Annotated in this window: 12 protein-coding genes; 6 read left to right on the forward strand and 6 right to left on the reverse strand. The window is 62.9% G+C overall.

The window, feature by feature from the left end; genetic code table 11:
• The first annotated feature begins 9 nt into the window (after positions 1-9).
• Positions 10-1,218: an MFS transporter gene (locus M2396_RS08080; protein WP_259074133.1), complete on the forward strand. Its 1,209-nt coding sequence runs from the start codon at positions 10-12 to the stop codon at positions 1,216-1,218.
• An 89-nt stretch (positions 1,219-1,307) separates the two neighbouring features.
• On the opposite strand, the gene M2396_RS08085 is transcribed toward M2396_RS08080, so the two are convergent.
• The 4 genes from M2396_RS08085 to M2396_RS08100 form a co-directional block, all read right to left on the reverse strand.
• On the reverse strand, positions 1,308-1,595 hold the full coding sequence (locus tag M2396_RS08085) for a hypothetical protein (RefSeq protein WP_375139959.1): 288 nt from the start codon (positions 1,593-1,595) through the stop codon (positions 1,308-1,310).
• 14 nt (positions 1,596-1,609) lie between these two features.
• Positions 1,610-4,084, reverse strand: coding sequence for a TonB-dependent siderophore receptor (locus M2396_RS08090; RefSeq protein WP_101318545.1), 2,475 nt, complete (start codon positions 4,082-4,084; stop codon positions 1,610-1,612).
• A gap of 92 nt (positions 4,085-4,176) precedes the next feature.
• Positions 4,177-5,136: a FecR domain-containing protein gene (locus M2396_RS08095; RefSeq protein WP_259074135.1), complete on the reverse strand. Its 960-nt coding sequence runs from the start codon at positions 5,134-5,136 to the stop codon at positions 4,177-4,179.
• On the reverse strand, positions 5,133-5,654 hold the full coding sequence (locus M2396_RS08100; protein ID WP_150572992.1) for a sigma-70 family RNA polymerase sigma factor: 522 nt from the start codon (positions 5,652-5,654) through the stop codon (positions 5,133-5,135). Before M2396_RS08100 ends, M2396_RS08095 begins: the two co-directional genes overlap by 4 nt.
• A 159-nt stretch (positions 5,655-5,813) precedes the next feature.
• On the opposite strand from M2396_RS08100, the gene M2396_RS08105 reads away from it, so the two are divergent.
• The 5 genes from M2396_RS08105 to M2396_RS08125 all read left to right on the forward strand — a co-directional run bounded on the left by M2396_RS08105 (position 5,814) and on the right by M2396_RS08125 (position 12,241).
• Positions 5,814-6,335 carry a sigma-70 family RNA polymerase sigma factor gene (locus tag M2396_RS08105; RefSeq protein WP_220633404.1) on the forward strand — a complete coding sequence of 174 codons (522 nt, stop codon included), beginning with the start codon at positions 5,814-5,816 and terminating at the stop codon, positions 6,333-6,335.
• Entirely contained in the window at positions 6,332-7,303 is a 972-nt protein-coding gene (locus M2396_RS08110) for a FecR domain-containing protein (protein ID WP_259074136.1), read from the forward strand. Before M2396_RS08105 ends, M2396_RS08110 begins: the two co-directional genes overlap by 4 nt.
• A gap of 137 nt (positions 7,304-7,440) precedes the next feature.
• Complete coding sequence (locus tag M2396_RS08115) at positions 7,441-9,780, forward strand: TonB-dependent siderophore receptor (RefSeq protein WP_409035093.1); 2,340 nt, start codon at positions 7,441-7,443, stop codon at positions 9,778-9,780.
• A gap of 153 nt (positions 9,781-9,933) precedes the next feature.
• A complete protein-coding gene (locus M2396_RS08120; protein WP_259074137.1) occupies positions 9,934-10,749 on the forward strand; it encodes a protein phosphatase 2C domain-containing protein in 816 nt (271 codons plus the stop codon).
• Between the two features lie 139 nt (positions 10,750-10,888).
• Positions 10,889-12,241, forward strand: a complete 1,353-nt coding sequence (locus M2396_RS08125; protein WP_259074138.1) for a hypothetical protein — start codon at positions 10,889-10,891, stop codon at positions 12,239-12,241.
• Positions 12,242-12,303: 62 nt separating this feature from the next.
• On the opposite strand, the gene M2396_RS08130 is transcribed toward M2396_RS08125, so the two are convergent.
• A complete protein-coding gene (locus M2396_RS08130) occupies positions 12,304-13,473 on the reverse strand; it encodes a GGDEF domain-containing protein (RefSeq protein WP_181089475.1) in 1,170 nt (389 codons plus the stop codon).
• A 282-nt stretch (positions 13,474-13,755) separates the two neighbouring features.
• Positions 13,756-14,640 carry a LysR substrate-binding domain-containing protein gene (locus tag M2396_RS08135; protein ID WP_101318535.1) on the reverse strand — a complete coding sequence of 295 codons (885 nt, stop codon included), beginning with the start codon at positions 14,638-14,640 and terminating at the stop codon, positions 13,756-13,758.
• Positions 14,641-14,708: the final 68 nt, after the last annotated feature.

Genomic DNA, 14,708 nt, shown 5'->3' on the forward strand with positions numbered 1-14,708 from the left:
GAGATCCCCATGGCCCCCACCTATCGAGCACTGTTCACCGCACCTGGCAGCACTGCTTTTACCGCCGCAGGCCTGCTGGCGCGGCTACCTCTGCCAATGACCGGTATCGGCATCATCACCCTGTTATCCCAGCTCTACGGCAGTTATGCCCTGGCAGGCCTGGTCTCGGCGACCTTTGTGCTGACCTACGCCCTGCTCTCGCCGCAGCTGTCGCGGCTGGTTGATCTGCATGGGCAACGCCGCGTGTTGCCGGTCGCGACCGCGATCAGCGTGGTCGGCCTGTTGATGCTGGCCGCCAGCGCCAGGTGGCAGGCGCCAGTCTGGTGTTTGTTCATCGCAGCACTGCTCGCCGGGGTCATGCCAAGCATGTCGGCAATGGTGCGGGCCCGCTGGACCGCCCTGTATCGCGGCCAGCCCTGCCTGCAAACGGCGTATTCGCTGGAAACGGTCCTTGACGAAGTGACGTTCATCCTCGGCCCACCGCTTGCGGTCGGCTTGTCTGTGGCGGTGTTTCCAGAAGCTGCGCTGTTGCTGAGCGCAAGCGTATTGGCGCTTGGCGTGACTGCGCTGCTGCTTCAACGTGCTACCGAGCCAGGCGTTGCTGCTGCCGATAATCTGGCTACACCATCATGCTCGGTCATCCGCCTGGGCAGCGTGCGTCTGCTGACGCTGTTGATGGTGTGCATGGGCATCATTGTCGGCACCGTCGATATCGCCAGCGTGGCATTCGCCGAGCAGCTTCAGCGCCCGGCAGCTGCGAGCGTGGTACTGGCCGCATATGCGCTCGGCTCTTGCGCGTCCGGCTTGCTGTTTGGCGTTTTGCAGACGAACGTTGCGCTGCATCGACAGCTGCTCATCGGTGCAGCCGCTACAGCCGTAACTACGCTGCCGCTGATGCTTGCGGGCAGCATCCCTGCCCTGGCGGCCGCAGTACTGGTGGCGGGCCTGTGCTTCGCACCCACCATGATTGTGGCGATGACCCTGATCGAGCGGTTGGTCCCTGAACAGCAAGTGACCGAGGGCATGACCTGGCTGCTGGCTGGGCTGAATGTTGGCGTGGCTATGGGCGCTGCGGGTGCAGGGCGAATCGTTGACGGCGCGGGTGTCCACGCTGGATTCGCCCTGGCCTTGGGGGCCGCCTGTGCAGTGCTGCTGGTGGCACTGCAGGCATCGAGAAAGCTGCACAGCCAGCAAAGGGCTGCGCTGATGAGTGAGTGAACGGTTCGCGCCACCTAACTGGCGCGCATTGATAACAGACCGTTGGATGGTTGGGGGCTGCCGCGCAGCCCCCCATGTCGAAATCCGGATCACTCCAACAGCGCTAGCAACCGCCCCGCCAGCTCAGCCGCATCCTGCTGATAATCCTTACCCCAGCGCACCGACCAGTCTCCAGGTCGCCCCTGCTCATCCCACTCGGCCAATGCCAGCGCATTGACGATCTCAAGTTCAAACCACAGCGCCTGCCAGGCATCGCTGTCCTTGACCAGCGCAGCGTCCTGCCAGAGAAACTCCGTGGCCGCGACGAACGCCGACCAGGCATAAATATCCTGCGCCGCGCGACCACCTAGCGCTAGCCAATAGGCCCGATCCATCAACGCAGTCTCCTTCATCAAAAGCTCGCCTTCACCGACGCCATGAAGTTGCGCGGCTCACCGTAGTAGTTGCCGAACGCCTCGGTGCCGATGGTTGCATAGTAACGCTTGTCGAACAGGTTATTAGCGTTCAGTGCCAGCGACCAGGTGTCATCGATGCGGTAACCGATCCGTCCATTCCAGACCACGTAACCTGCCTGGGTGATTTTCTCGCCGCTGGCAGGCGACAGGCGGAAATTGTCACTTTGCGCATTCACCCCTGCCCCAACCGTGAAGCGCTCGAGCGCCCCGCCCAAGGCATATTCACCCCACATCCGCAGTACATGCCGCGGCACATAGCTGTTGAACGCTGCGCCGTTGAGGCTGGCGTCGATGTCGTCGAGGGTCTTGGTCTGGGTGTAGGTATAGCCCGCCATCAGTTGCAGGCGCTCGATGACTTCGCCGCTGATTTCAGCCTCGAAACCCTGCGCACGAACCTTACCGGCGTTGACATAGCAATAGCCGTCGGAAGACGGGCATGACGAAAAGTAATCCGTCTGCGCCTGGTCCTTTTGTAGGGTGCGGAACAGGTTGAACGCGCTGTTGAGGCGACCGTCGAACCAGGCGCCCTTGATCCCCAACTCGTAACTCTGGCCTACCAACGGTTTGAGCGCCGATCCGGCTTCATCGCGGTAATTGCCTTGCGGGGTGAAGATATCCGAGTAGCTGGCGTAGGCCGTCAGGTTGTCATTGAGGTCCAGCAGTACGCCGGCAAACGGGGTCACCTGGCCGGTCTCGCGGCTGCGCGAATGCTGTGGGGCAACGCCGTTGAGGAACTCCGAATCGGTCTCTGAGCTGTACCAACTGACCCGTCCACCGACCACCAGCGTCAGCGGATCGGCCAGTTTCAGGCGCAGCGTCGAGTACACGCCTTTCTGTTTGGTAACCGATTTGACCGGGCCACCGCGCGACGCATTGTCGATGAAGTAGCTGTCATCCGGCTCAGGGATATTCTTGTCAGGGTTGAATACATTCTGTCGTTGCGGCAGAAACGCGACCGAATAGAAGTCGTCCTTGTCGGCGCGGCTCGCATTGGCGCCGAACACCAACTCGTGCTGCCGGCCAAACGCTGCGAACTTGCCATCGACATAGGCATCCAGACCATAGTCGACCTGGTCGTAGTCATACATGCTGCCGAGCATACCGGTGGTGTCGACGCCGGGGGTAACAGCGCCGGAGGCGAAAGCGTATTTGATATCCTGGGTGTTTGTTGAATGGACGCTGGCGACCTTGAGCTGCCAGTCATCATTGAACTGGTGCTTGAGGTCACTGAATACGGTAGTGCGTTGGCTGCGCCAGGTATTCCACGAAGGGTCCAGGCAGGTCGAGCGGCTCAGCTTTAGGTCACTGCGATCGCGATAGCGCGGCAAGCCACCCCAGCATGGATTGGCGTCGACGTCTTCATAGGCGACACCGAGGCCCAGGGTAGTGTCAGGGCCGAGATCGAAATCGAGTGCGCCGTAATAGACCTGATCCTTGCGGCTGGCGTCATCGGTGAAGTAGTGCCGGCTCTGCTGCGCGATCACCGCCCTGCCGCGAAGCGTGCCGGACGCATTCAGCGGGCCGCCCGTGTCGACCTGTCCACGGTAATTGTCCCAACTGCCGCCCGACAGGGTGACATCGGTGTGGGCAGCGGCCAGGCCACGCTTGCGCACAAAGTTGACGCCACCGGCGGTGCCGCCCGCGCCTTTCATCATGCCGGCGGCGCCGCGCAGGACTTCGACCCGGTCGTAATAGGCCATGTCACTGCTAAAGCTGTCGGCCTGCACGTACAGGTTGCCCATGTCCAGCGGCACGCCGTCGTACTGGTACTGGCCCGACATGCGGAAACCGCGAGAGTAGAAGTATTTTCCACCCATGGTCGAGTCATACACGGTGATGCCCGGAGTCTTTTCCATGACTTGGTCGATGGTGTTGAGATTCTGGTCATCGAGCAGCTTGCGGGTCATCACCGTGACCGACTGCGGTGTTTCCTTGAGCGAGTGCTCACCCTTGCCGATGGTGACCGCGCCGGTAGTATACGAGCCGCTATTCTCGGTAGTGGCGCCAAGCACCTGGCCGTTGATGGTGGTGGCGCCCAGCTCCATTGCCGAACCAGTAGCGGGCGCAGCACGCAGCACATAGGTGCCGTCAGCCTGCGCTTCGGCCTGCAGGCCGCTGCCGGCAAGAATCCGCGCAAAACCTTCGCCAATGCTGAACTGCCCATTGAGCCCTGGCGACTGCAGCCCGGCTGTTTGGCGGCCATCAAAAGAGATCGCAGCACCCGCTGCGCTGGCGAAGCGGCCGAGTACCTCGGTCAGGCTGCCCGGGCCAATCGCGAACGCCCGCGCCGCGCCTTGCTCCTGCGCCGGAGCGGCGACTGTTGCCGTCGACCATACACTGGCCATGCTTGCGGCCAACAAACCAGCCCTGACTGCGGTCGCCAGACGACCCCGTTTGTGCATTGCAGACATGCCTACCCTCCCCCTGAACATTGCTCAATAAAACGTATTGGGGGATGAGCCGAACGGCGTCGGTAAAAAGTGCACATGCCTGCGAATTTTTTTCAATGGGACACGGCCGCTGCCGAGACATGCACCCAGTAGCGGCTGAAGCGCGTGACCCGCAGCGACAGGCCACTTTCCAGTGCGGTAAGGGCAAGGTCGGTGTCATCGACCGGGAACGCTCCGGAGACCTTCATCCGGGCAATCTGCGGATCGCAACGCAGCACGCCGCGGCGATAACGCGACAGATCCGCCAACAGCTCAGCCAACGGCCGCTCCACGGCAATGATGCTGCCCTGCTGCCAGGCGCCCACGGAGGCATCACTGCGCTGCACAGCCCCCGACGAGCGTTTATTGAAGTCCAGCCGCTGCCCCGCTTCGACCCGAATGGCTGCGCCAGCGCTGGCCGTGCGGACCTCTACCGCCTTCTCGATTACGGCGACCTCGGCGTTCTGCTCGTGAGTGCGAACGATGAAGCGCGTCCCCAGCGCCAGTACCTCGCCGTGACGGGTGTGGATTTTGAACGGCCGCTGCGCAGCGTCAGGGGCCGTGCTGATCAGAATCTCGCCCTGCAACAAATCAAGCAGACGCTGGCTGCCGTCGTACCTCACGTTGACTGCCGAATCGGTGTTCAGCCACAGGCTGCTGCCATCCGCCAACTGAAACTGGCGACGCTCACCAACCGTGGTCCGAAAATCGGCAAACAGCTGCTGCGGCGTATCACTGCGCCAGCTCAGCCAACCCAGTGACGCAGCAGGCACCAGGATCATTACGCTGCGCAGCACCTGTCGGCGCGAGCGCTCGAGGCCACGCAATGCCGGTGCCGCCACCGCACCTGGCACGCTGGCCATCTGCTCGGCAACGGCAGTCATACGCTGCCAGGCCTGCAGGTGAACAGGATCGGCCAGCAGCCAGGCGTTCCAGGCCGCCCGCTCGGCGTCGGTAGCGACCCCTGATTGCAGCGCTGCGTACCAGCGCGCTGCGGCGCTGATCGCTTGCCGTTCAGCGAGGGTCAGGCTCATGCCAGCTGCATCTGGATCTGCATCAAGCAGCAGTGTTCCATGGCCTTGGCCATATGCTTGTTGACGCTGCGCAGGCTGATACCCAACTGCGCGGCGATCTGCGGGTAACTCAGGCCGTCGAACTGCGACAGGATCAGCACCTGTTTGACCTTGGGCCCCAGGCCTTGCAGCAAGCGGTCGATCTCGACCAACGCCTGCAGCATGATCGCCTGCTCTTCCGGAGACGGCTGCAGCGCTTCAGGCATGGCGGCCAGTGCCTGCAGGTAGGACTGTTCGAGCGAACGGCGCCGAAACAGGTCGATCAGCAAACCGTTGGCGATCCTCGACAAGTACGGCCGCGGCTCGCGGATCTCCAGGGCGCTGCGCGCCTTGAGCACGCGCACGAAGGTGTCCTGGGTCAGATCGGCGGCATCGAAAGCATTGCCCAGGCGCTGGCGCAACCAGCGATTGAGCCAGCCGTGATGCTCGCAGTACAGGTCATTGACGGCGGTGTGCAGGGACGCATCATTGGCGGACATGGCAATAGAACGTTTCGCGAGTGGTAATGACTCTTATTGTCGTGCGGTGTCCAGTAGCTTTGCAATAGCCAACCGATTCGCACCTGTTGCGCATCGCCCCGAGCCGTATATATGATAAGCATTATCGTTTGCGACACTTCCCTTCGGCGCCTGCAGATCATGCTCCCATCCTCCCAACCTGCCCTGTGCAACGTGGCTGTGCTCTACCGTCAGCAACACAGCTGGTTGACGGGCTGGCTGCGGCAACGCCTGAGTTGCTCGCACAGCGCAGCGGATCTGGCCCAGGACACCTTCATGCGCCTGCTGGCCAAAGAGCAGCTGCCAGCGCTGCACGCACCGCGGACCTTTCTCGCCAAGGTGGCGCAGAGCGTGCTGTGCAACCATTACCGCCGGCAGAAAATCGAACGCGCCTATCTCGAAGCGCTGGCGGCAATGCCCGAGCTGGTTGCGCCAAGCCTGGAAACCCAGGCAATCCTGCTCGAAACCTTGATCGCCCTCGACGCCATGCTCGAAAGCCTGGAGCGGCCGGTGCGCGAGGCGTTTCTGCTGTCGCAGGTCGATGGCCTCGGCCACGCCGAGATTGCCGACCGGCTCAAGCTGTCGGTAACTACCATCAAGCGCTACATCATCAAAGCCAGCGCGCGGTGCATCGTCCTCGATGACAGCCTGGACCTGCCGTGACCAGCGGCACCGCGCCAATTGCTGCAGAAGTGGCCGAGCAGGCCATGCACTGGCATTTCGAGTTGCAGGAACCTGAGGTCAGCCCGGCCACCCTCGCCGCGTGGATGGCCTGGAGGCAGGCGCAGCCGATGCATGAACATGCCTGGCAACGCGCCGAAGCATTCGCCCAGCGCATGGGCGACCTGCGTAATCCGGGCCAGCGCCGTCTGGCCCAGGCGGCGCTGCGCCCAGGCTCGTCGCGACGCAGTGTGCTCAAGCAACTGAGCGTGTTGATGGCCGCCGGCGCCAGTGCCTGGTACATGAAGGACACAGCCCTGGTGCAAGACTTCAGCGCCGATTATCACAGCCGGGTCGGCGAACAACGGCGCATCAGCCTGGCCGATGACACTGAGCTGCAATTGAACACTGACACGGCCGTCAACGTCGCCACCGAACAGAACCAGCGGCGGATACAACTGCTGCGCGGCGAGCTGCTGATCACCCGTAGCAACGCCGGCGCCCGGCGCATGCTGTCGGTACACACTGCTCAGGGCCGGCTTGAAGCGCAACTGGGGCAGTTCAGCGTCAGGCAACGCGCAGGCGTTACTCAGATCAGCGTCTACCGCGGCACGCTGGTGCTTAGCCCTGCCCTGCTGGCGCAGCCGCCGATCACCCTGCAAGCCGGCGAGCGGGCCAGCTTTGCCGAAACCGGCGTAGTCAGCCGGCAACCTGAACCGCTCGCCGCCCCTGCCTGGAGCCAGGGCATGCTGGTCGCTCAAAACCAGCCACTGGCAGAATTCATCGCTGAACTGAGCCGTTACCGCCGCGGCCATCTGGCCTGTGATCCCGCTTTGGCCAGGCTACGTGTATCCGGCACCTTCCCGCTGGCCGACACCGACAAGGTCATCCTCGCCGTGGCCAACACCCTGCAGCTCGAGGTCGAGCATTTCACCCGATACTGGGTGACATTGAAGCCACGCATCGCCTGACGCAAAAAAATCTGCGCAAGGGTGGTCCCTTTTTGATTCTCGCGAGACTTAACCCCCAGACAATCCATTCAATCGGGGAACAACGCGTGAATCTCAAGCATAAACTGGCCGGCGCCGTGGTCCAGGCCATCACCTGCATGACCGCCACCGCACCGCTGCTGATGCTGCCCACCTGGGCCAGCGCCGCCGAGCAGGCCCAGGCCGACTTCGACATCCCGGCCGGCCCGCTCGCGCCAGCCCTGAGCCGCTTTGGCCAGGCCGCCCATATTCTGCTGAGCTACCCCAGCACCCTCACCGACGGGCGCAGCACCGCCGGCCTGCACGGCAACTTCGACGTTGACCAGGGCCTGGCCATGCTGCTTGCCGGCAGTGGCCTGGAGGCCAGCCGCAGTGCCAACGGCAACTACACCCTGCAAGCCAGCAGCAGCGGCGCGATGGAGCTGAGCGCGGTATCCATCTCTGGCAAAGCCCCCGGCTCGACCACCGAAGGCACCGGCCTCTACACCACCTATTCGTCAAGCAGCTCGACCCGCCTCAACCTGACCCCGCAGGAAACCCCGCAGTCGCTCACCGTGATGACCCGCCAGCGCCTCGATGACCAGCGCCTGACCAACCTCACCGATGCCCTCGAGGCCACCCCCGGCATCATCGTCGTGCGCGACGGCCTCGGCGCCGAGAGCGACTCGTACTGGTCACGCGGCTTTGCCATCCAGAACTACGAGGTCGACGGCGTGCCCACCAACACTCGTCTGGACAACTACTCGCAGAGCATGGCGATGTACGACCGCGTCGAAATCGTCCGCGGCGCCACCGGTTTGATCAGCGGCATGGGCAACCCGTCGGCGACCATCAACCTGATCCGCAAGCGCCCGACAGCCGATGCGCAGGCCAGCATCACCGGCGAGGCCGGCACCTGGGACCGCTACGGCACAGGCTTCGACGTCTCGGGACCACTGACCGACGCGGGCAACATCCGCGGCCGCTTCGTCGCCGACTACAAGACCGAGAGGGCCTGGATCGACCGCTACTCTTCGCAGTCGCAGCTGATCTACGGCATCACCGAGTTCGACCTGACTGAAGACACCCTGCTGACCCTGGGCTTCAGCTACCTGCGCAGCGACGTCGACTCGCCGCTGCGCTCGGGCCTGCCGTCGCGCTTCAGCACCGGCCAGCGCACCAGCCTCAAGCGCTCGCTCAACGCCGCCCCGGACTGGTCCTACAACGACCACGAGCAAACCAGCTTCTTCACCTCCATTGAACAGCAACTGGGCAACGGCTGGAGCGGCAAGATCGAGCTGACCCACGCCGAAAATAAGTTCGATGAAGTGTTCAACTTCGCCATGGGCGACTTGAATACCGACGGCAGCGGCCTATCGCAACTGCCCGTGCGCTTCTCCGGTACGCCACGCCAGGACAACCTCGATGTCTACGCCACCGGCCCGTTCAGCCTGTTCGGCCGCGAGCACGAACTGATCACCGGGGTGACCTTGTCCCAGTACAAGGAAAGCGTGCCCGGCTGGGGCGGTTGGGGCTATGACTATGCCGGCTCGCCTGCCGGCGCGATCGACAACCTGTTCGACTGGGACGGCAACTCGGCCAAGCCCAACTTCACTGAAAGCGGCAAGTCGTCGATCGATGAAGACCAGTACGCGGCCTACCTGACCTCGCGCTTCAGCGTCAGCGAAGACCTCAGCCTGATCCTCGGCAGCCGCCTGATCGACTGGAAGCGCGACACCTCCGAGCGCCCTTACGGCGGCGCCGAGACCGAGGTCAAGCGCAAAGAGAGCGGCGTGTTCATCCCGTATGCCGGGGTGGTCTACGACCTTGATCAGACCTGGTCGCTGTATGCCAGCTACACCAAGATCTTCAACCCGCAAGCGTCGTGGGTGACCGACGAAGGCAACAACCCGCTCGACCCGATGGAAGGCGTCGGCTACGAGATCGGCATCAAAGGCTCGCACCTCGACGGCAAGCTCAACTCAAGCCTTGCGCTGTTCAAGCTGGAGCAGGACAACCTTGCCATCTGGCAGCACGACAACGTCTACAGTGCCGAGCAGGACACCACCTCCAAAGGCATCGAGCTGGAACTGAACGGCGAACTGGCCGAAGGCTGGCAGGCGTCCGCCGGCTATGCCTATTCGGTGACCACCGATGCCGATGACCAGCGCATCAATACCAACCTGCCGCGCAACAGCGTGAAGACCTTTACCAGCTACCGGCTGCACGGGCCGCTGAACAAACTGACAATTGGCGGCGGGGTGAACTGGCAGAGCAAGGTTGGCGCTGACTTGCACACCTTCAGCCAGAGCAGCTATGCGGTTACCAACCTGATGGCTCGCTACGACATCAGCCGCAACCTCAGTGCTGCGCTGAACATCAATAACGTGTTCGATCGCGAGTATTACAGCCAGTCCGGGTTGTATAGCGTGTACGGCGCGCCGCGCAATCTGATGACCAGTTTCAAGTACAGCTTCTGAGGTTGGCCTGGGGACTCAACCCCCACCTACTGCCCTACTCGAATGCGACCAGGGTCATCAGGTATGCTGGAACGCGCCCGCGAGCTGAACGAACCCGCGGGCCAATACCCGGTCCAACCCCTCCCAGCCAACCGCCAAGAAGACCGATCGACCATGCACCTCGACCTTATCCAGAGCCTGAGCCTGGCCGGCAAGCCAGATGTCGCCAACGACGACCGCATTGGCAGCGCAGACCTGCACGCGTGGGTGATCGATGGCGCCACCGACCTCGGCCCGCCTGGCCTGCTCGGCCAACGCGGCGGCGCAGCATGGCTGGCGGCGGCCGCGCAGCGGGCTTTTGCGGGTGCTGAAGGTAACCTGGAGCAGGTGTGTGAATCGGTTTTCGAGCACGTTGCCCATGACTACGAACGCCAGCGTCAGCGCCTTCCGCTCGCGACCTGGGAACTGCCCCGCGCCTCGTTCGCGGCGGTAGCGCTCGAAGGCGATCAGCTGAGCTGCAGCTTTCTCGGCGACTGCGCAGTGCTGCACCGCAGTGCGCAAGGCATTGCCTTCCTCACCCCCGCGCCAGACCGCCAGGCTGAAAGCGCCGAAGCCGCAGCCCTGGGCCCGGGCACTGGCGCCCATGGCGTACGCACACCGGCCATCATCGCTGACCGCAGGCTGGCGCGGGAGCGGCCCAAGGCAGTCCTCAGCGTAGATGCCCAGGCCGCCCGCGCTGCCCTGCGCTACACCCGCACGCCAGTGGCAGCGGGCGACGACCTGGTCCTGATGAGCGACGGTTTCAGCGCGTTGCTGGACAGCTACGCGGCCTTCACCCCCGCTGACTTCATCGCCCATCTGCTGCACCACGGCCTGGCGGATCTGGCACTGCAGCTACGTCGGATCGAAAAGGAGGATGCCGCCTGCCTGCGTTACCCCCGATTCAAAGCCAGTGACGATGCCTCCGCCATCTGGCTCCGGGTAAGCTGAAGCCCCCAACGGCAATGCTTGGGAAACGCCCTACAAACGCTTAGGAAGGATCGGCCCTGTTGGCTCTTCCCAGGCTAAATCGATGCGCCGCATGATCCTCCCTCACACCAAGGCGATGTTTCCGAGGGAGAAATCAGGTTTGTCGGACTATCAAAACAAGCTGCGCCACTTGAGCGCTGAACAGGTCGAAAAGCTCTACCAGGAATACCTCGGTGGCGCCAAAAACGCCGCTCTGATTCAGCGCTATAACCTCGACCTTGCACCCAACTGTCTGATCAAGAGCTTTCCGCCGATCGCGTCGCCGGACGTGACCTGCCCTTACTGCGCCGTGCCGATGTATGAGCGACGCAGGGGCAAGACGGCGACCAGCTGGAATCTTGATCCAGCCTTCTGCAAGGGCTGCGATCATCGTCACTACCCGCCTGGCCGGACCCGCCTGCTGCGTTATTGCACCTGCGCGCCCTGCAAGGCATCACGGATGGCCCAGCAAAAGCAACAAACCCTGGAGCGTCGTCAGCGGATTCGAACACAGTGGTCGCTGGATGATATCCCCGGCGTGCCGCTCGCCTCGCTGGACTTCACCAGCAAAGTGCAATTGCTGGCCTTGCTCATGACCCATGCAGACCAGGCCAACCAGCGCCTGGCGCCCTTGGCCGAGTTGCGCGGCGATGCCCGCCTCACACCCACGCAGGACATGGACAGCGCGTTGTTGCAGACGCTGCGCGAGCGCAAAGTGCTGGTGATCGATCCAGGTTCAGCCGTGGATGCCTTCAGCTCCGGCTCGGCACTGGTACCGCGGCTGGACAAAGTGTGCTGGATCGTCAATGTCTATCTGACCGGCCCGGAGCGGGCGAGCCTGGCGCAACTGCAGCAGGCGCTGCTCGATGACTTGTCACAGGGGCCGCTGGCGGCCTGGCATGGCGAGATCGTCGAAGTACTCCACCGCTTGGCTGTGGAGGAGGTGTATGCCTACATCCTCAGCCGAGCGGCCGATCACGGCCTGCCGTTCGATGCGTGGAAAAAATCCCGTGAGGTGGCCGCGCAGCTCCTGTTACAACTGCCCATACGCAGTATCTGGTCGCTGACCAATACGGCCATTCGCGGCGCGCTGGCGTTTGCCGCGCAGTGTCAGGTAAACAAACACATCGCCTCCAATACCATCCCCGGGCGGATGCTCGCGCTTGGCCAGCGTGCGGTCGACGAGCGCTGGCCGTTTCGTTGGCCCGGCTACGAGGTGAAGGCGCCGCGGTCAGGCTTCAGCCAAGTCCTGCATGGCGTGGTACTGAAACTGGATGACCATGGCCTGGAACAGACCTTGTTTGCCTACATCAGCCAATTGCCCACGCCTGGCGGCGCAGCGGCCGCGTCCGGCACCAGGCTGCACTGCGTAAGCTGCGGTTCAGCGGCTGTGCATGCGCAAGCCAACCAGATTGAAACTGTAGTCAACTGCAAAGACTGCATGGCTCGCACGGTAATCATCAACGCGCAGTGACAGCTTTTCGTCGAGACCGCCCATAACCCGCTCCATCGCAGTCAATTAGTTGGCAGCTGTGCTCAATCGACCACCGGAGTGCCCAGGGTCAAATCAACCAGACTAATGCTGTTGCGCCCTGCCCGCTTGGTTTCATAAAGCGCTTTGTCACCCTGCTCGATCAACGCTGTGAGACTACTGGGCGGCTGATCGAACAAGCTGGCACCAATGCTCAAGGTTACCGCCGCAGGTGTCGCATAAGAGCCTGAGGTCAGTAGCTGGAACTGCTCGCGCAGGCTGTCGCCCAGCTGGTTGACCCGTTCACGACTGGTGTTGCCAAGCAAGATGATGAACTCGTCGCCGCCCAACCGGGCAGCCAGCGCATGGGCAGGCACCAACCCACGAATCATCTCGCTCAGCGCCACCAGCAGGCGATCGCCGGCAGCGTGGCCGAACAGGTCGTTGACCATCTTGAAGTTGTCGATATCGATGATCAACAGCGCCCCCGGGCGCGCGGCGCTGACCTGACCCAGCAGGCGCGGCGCCCGCACCTCCAGAGCACGCCGGTTGTACATTGCGGTCAGCGGGTCGCGCGCGGCCAGGCGGGCGATCTGCTGTTCGCGGCGATAGCGCTCGGTGCCGGTCATCGACAATGCGATCAGCATGATCGCCATCGCCCCTTCAACCAGCGAAATCTGGATGATCTCGCCACGGAACGCCGCCAGGTCAATCAACGTGCCGGGCATCAATGGCGGGATCATCTTGGCCAGGTAGAACAGCCCGTGCAGCAGCAGCACAAAGCGCAACTGCACCGCACCCACGCTCAGCGACAGCCCATGCGGGCGCAGCAGCGAGCTGGCTTTGAGCGTCGTGACCGCCACCAGCAGCGAGTTGGCCAGCAGCATCAGCTTTGACCATTCAGGCCCGTCTGGCAGCAGCAACAGTGCCGTCCAGATGACAAAAATCGAATACCAGCCCCGTGACAGGCGAGTTTCGGTGAAGCGCGCCACCCCCAGCAGGAACAAAAAGTGCGCCGTAACCAGCAGGCCATTGGCGAACCAGATGCCGATCAACAGCATTCCCTGCAAACGCATCAACGACAGTACGCAGCCGACGGTAATGGTGGCGAAGCCTGCGCTCCAATACAGCAATGAAGATTCACGCACGGTGCGCCACTCGACCGCCAGGTACAGCGCCGCAGCGGCGGCAAGGGCTATCGAGATGGTCAACATCGTTGGGGGGTCGAGCGCCATGGATTGACGGGCCTGTATGCAGAAGTGATGAAATGGCACGGTGTAAACCGCTCTGCGCGACCCTGCGCGGTATGCCTAGCGCACGATTTCCGTCGTGGCGATTTGTTCATGCATCATCCGCACCAAAACGCAATTGTCCAGTGGTCTGCTCAATAAAAACCCTTGTACTTCATGGCACTGGTCATCCAGCTCCTTGAGCGGTCATGGTCTGCAACGCGCCCTCGATGTCGTTGAGCACGTTCTCGGTGATCGCAACTGACGACCGGGGCTCTGTGCGGCGCCTCACTGCCCGGTCAGAAAGCTCACCAACAGCCGTCCATGCGAGCTGAGTCCTTCCCAGCTGCGAAAGCACACCCTGAGCTCCAGCGTGGCCCAGCGCTCCTGCAGTGGCAGCCAGCGCACGGCCAACTCCTGCTCGGCGCGCACGGCAGCGGTCTGCGGCACGATGGCAATGCCGGCGTGTTGCGCGACCAACTGCGCTATCGCCTCGAAGCTGGGCGCCCTGACCCGCACCTTCAATGGCATGGCCAGGTTCATCGCCAGCTCCTCGACAAAGCGTTGCATGGCGCGTTCGGCCGGCAGGCAGACAAAAGCAAAATCCAGCGCGTCGACCAGCCGCAACGGGCCGCGCTCGGCCAGCGCATGCTCGGCGGGCACCAGCAGCACAAGCCGTTCGGTACGAAACGGCAGCGACACCACACCGTCATTGACCAGGTTGCCGTCATACACGCCGATTTCGCACTCGCCGGCCAGCACCACGCGCAGTACATCGATGCTTTTGTGCTCGACCAACTGCAGATCGACCTGCGGGTAGTCCGCCAGGAACGGCCCCAGCACCGCCGGCAGCAAGGTGCTGTTGGTCACTGTCGACGCGGCCAGATGCAGGGTGATTCGGCGTTGCCCGGCCAGTTCGTGCAGAGTCGCCTGCAGCTTGCTTGCCTCGCCGAGCACACCACGGGCAGCTTCCAGCACCAGCCGCCCGGAGGGCGTCAGTTGCATACCGTCGGCGCGGCGGTTGAACAAGGTCAAACCGCTGCGTTGCTCGAACAGACGCAGGCGGTTGCTGGCAGCCGAGACGGCTACCGGAAAGGTAGCCGCGGCTTTACTCAGGCTTCCGCTGCTGGCGATCGCCGCGATCAGGCGCAGATCAGCAAGGTCGAAGTGCATCAGGTCTTCTCCAAAAACGAAAGCCTTGTTCGCTAAATAGCGATTCTACAGTGCGCCGCGTTATGCGC

The organism is Pseudomonas sp. BIGb0278 (assembly GCF_024809895.1).
Taxonomy (GTDB): domain Bacteria; phylum Pseudomonadota; class Gammaproteobacteria; order Pseudomonadales; family Pseudomonadaceae; genus Aquipseudomonas; species Aquipseudomonas shirazensis.

Excerpts from the sequence above, each read along its gene's own strand:
- M2396_RS08105 (WP_220633404.1), top strand. The coding sequence starts at position 5,814 with ATGCTCCCATCCTCCCAACCTGCCCTGTGCAACGTGGCTGTGCTCTAC.
- M2396_RS08115 (WP_409035093.1), top strand. The coding sequence starts at position 7,441 with ATGACCGCCACCGCACCGCTGCTGATGCTGCCCACCTGGGCCAGCGCC.
- M2396_RS08130 (WP_181089475.1), bottom strand. The coding sequence starts at position 13,473 with ATGGCGCTCGACCCCCCAACGATGTTGACCATCTCGATAGCCCTTGCC.
- M2396_RS08135 (WP_101318535.1), bottom strand. The coding sequence starts at position 14,640 with ATGCACTTCGACCTTGCTGATCTGCGCCTGATCGCGGCGATCGCCAGC.
- M2396_RS08090 (WP_101318545.1), bottom strand. The coding sequence starts at position 4,084 with ATGTCTGCAATGCACAAACGGGGTCGTCTGGCGACCGCAGTCAGGGCT.
- M2396_RS08095 (WP_259074135.1), bottom strand. The coding sequence starts at position 5,136 with ATGAGCCTGACCCTCGCTGAACGGCAAGCGATCAGCGCCGCAGCGCGC.
- M2396_RS08120 (WP_259074137.1), top strand. The coding sequence starts at position 9,934 with ATGCACCTCGACCTTATCCAGAGCCTGAGCCTGGCCGGCAAGCCAGAT.
- M2396_RS08080 (WP_259074133.1), top strand. The coding sequence starts at position 10 with ATGGCCCCCACCTATCGAGCACTGTTCACCGCACCTGGCAGCACTGCT.
- M2396_RS08100 (WP_150572992.1), bottom strand. The coding sequence starts at position 5,654 with ATGTCCGCCAATGATGCGTCCCTGCACACCGCCGTCAATGACCTGTAC.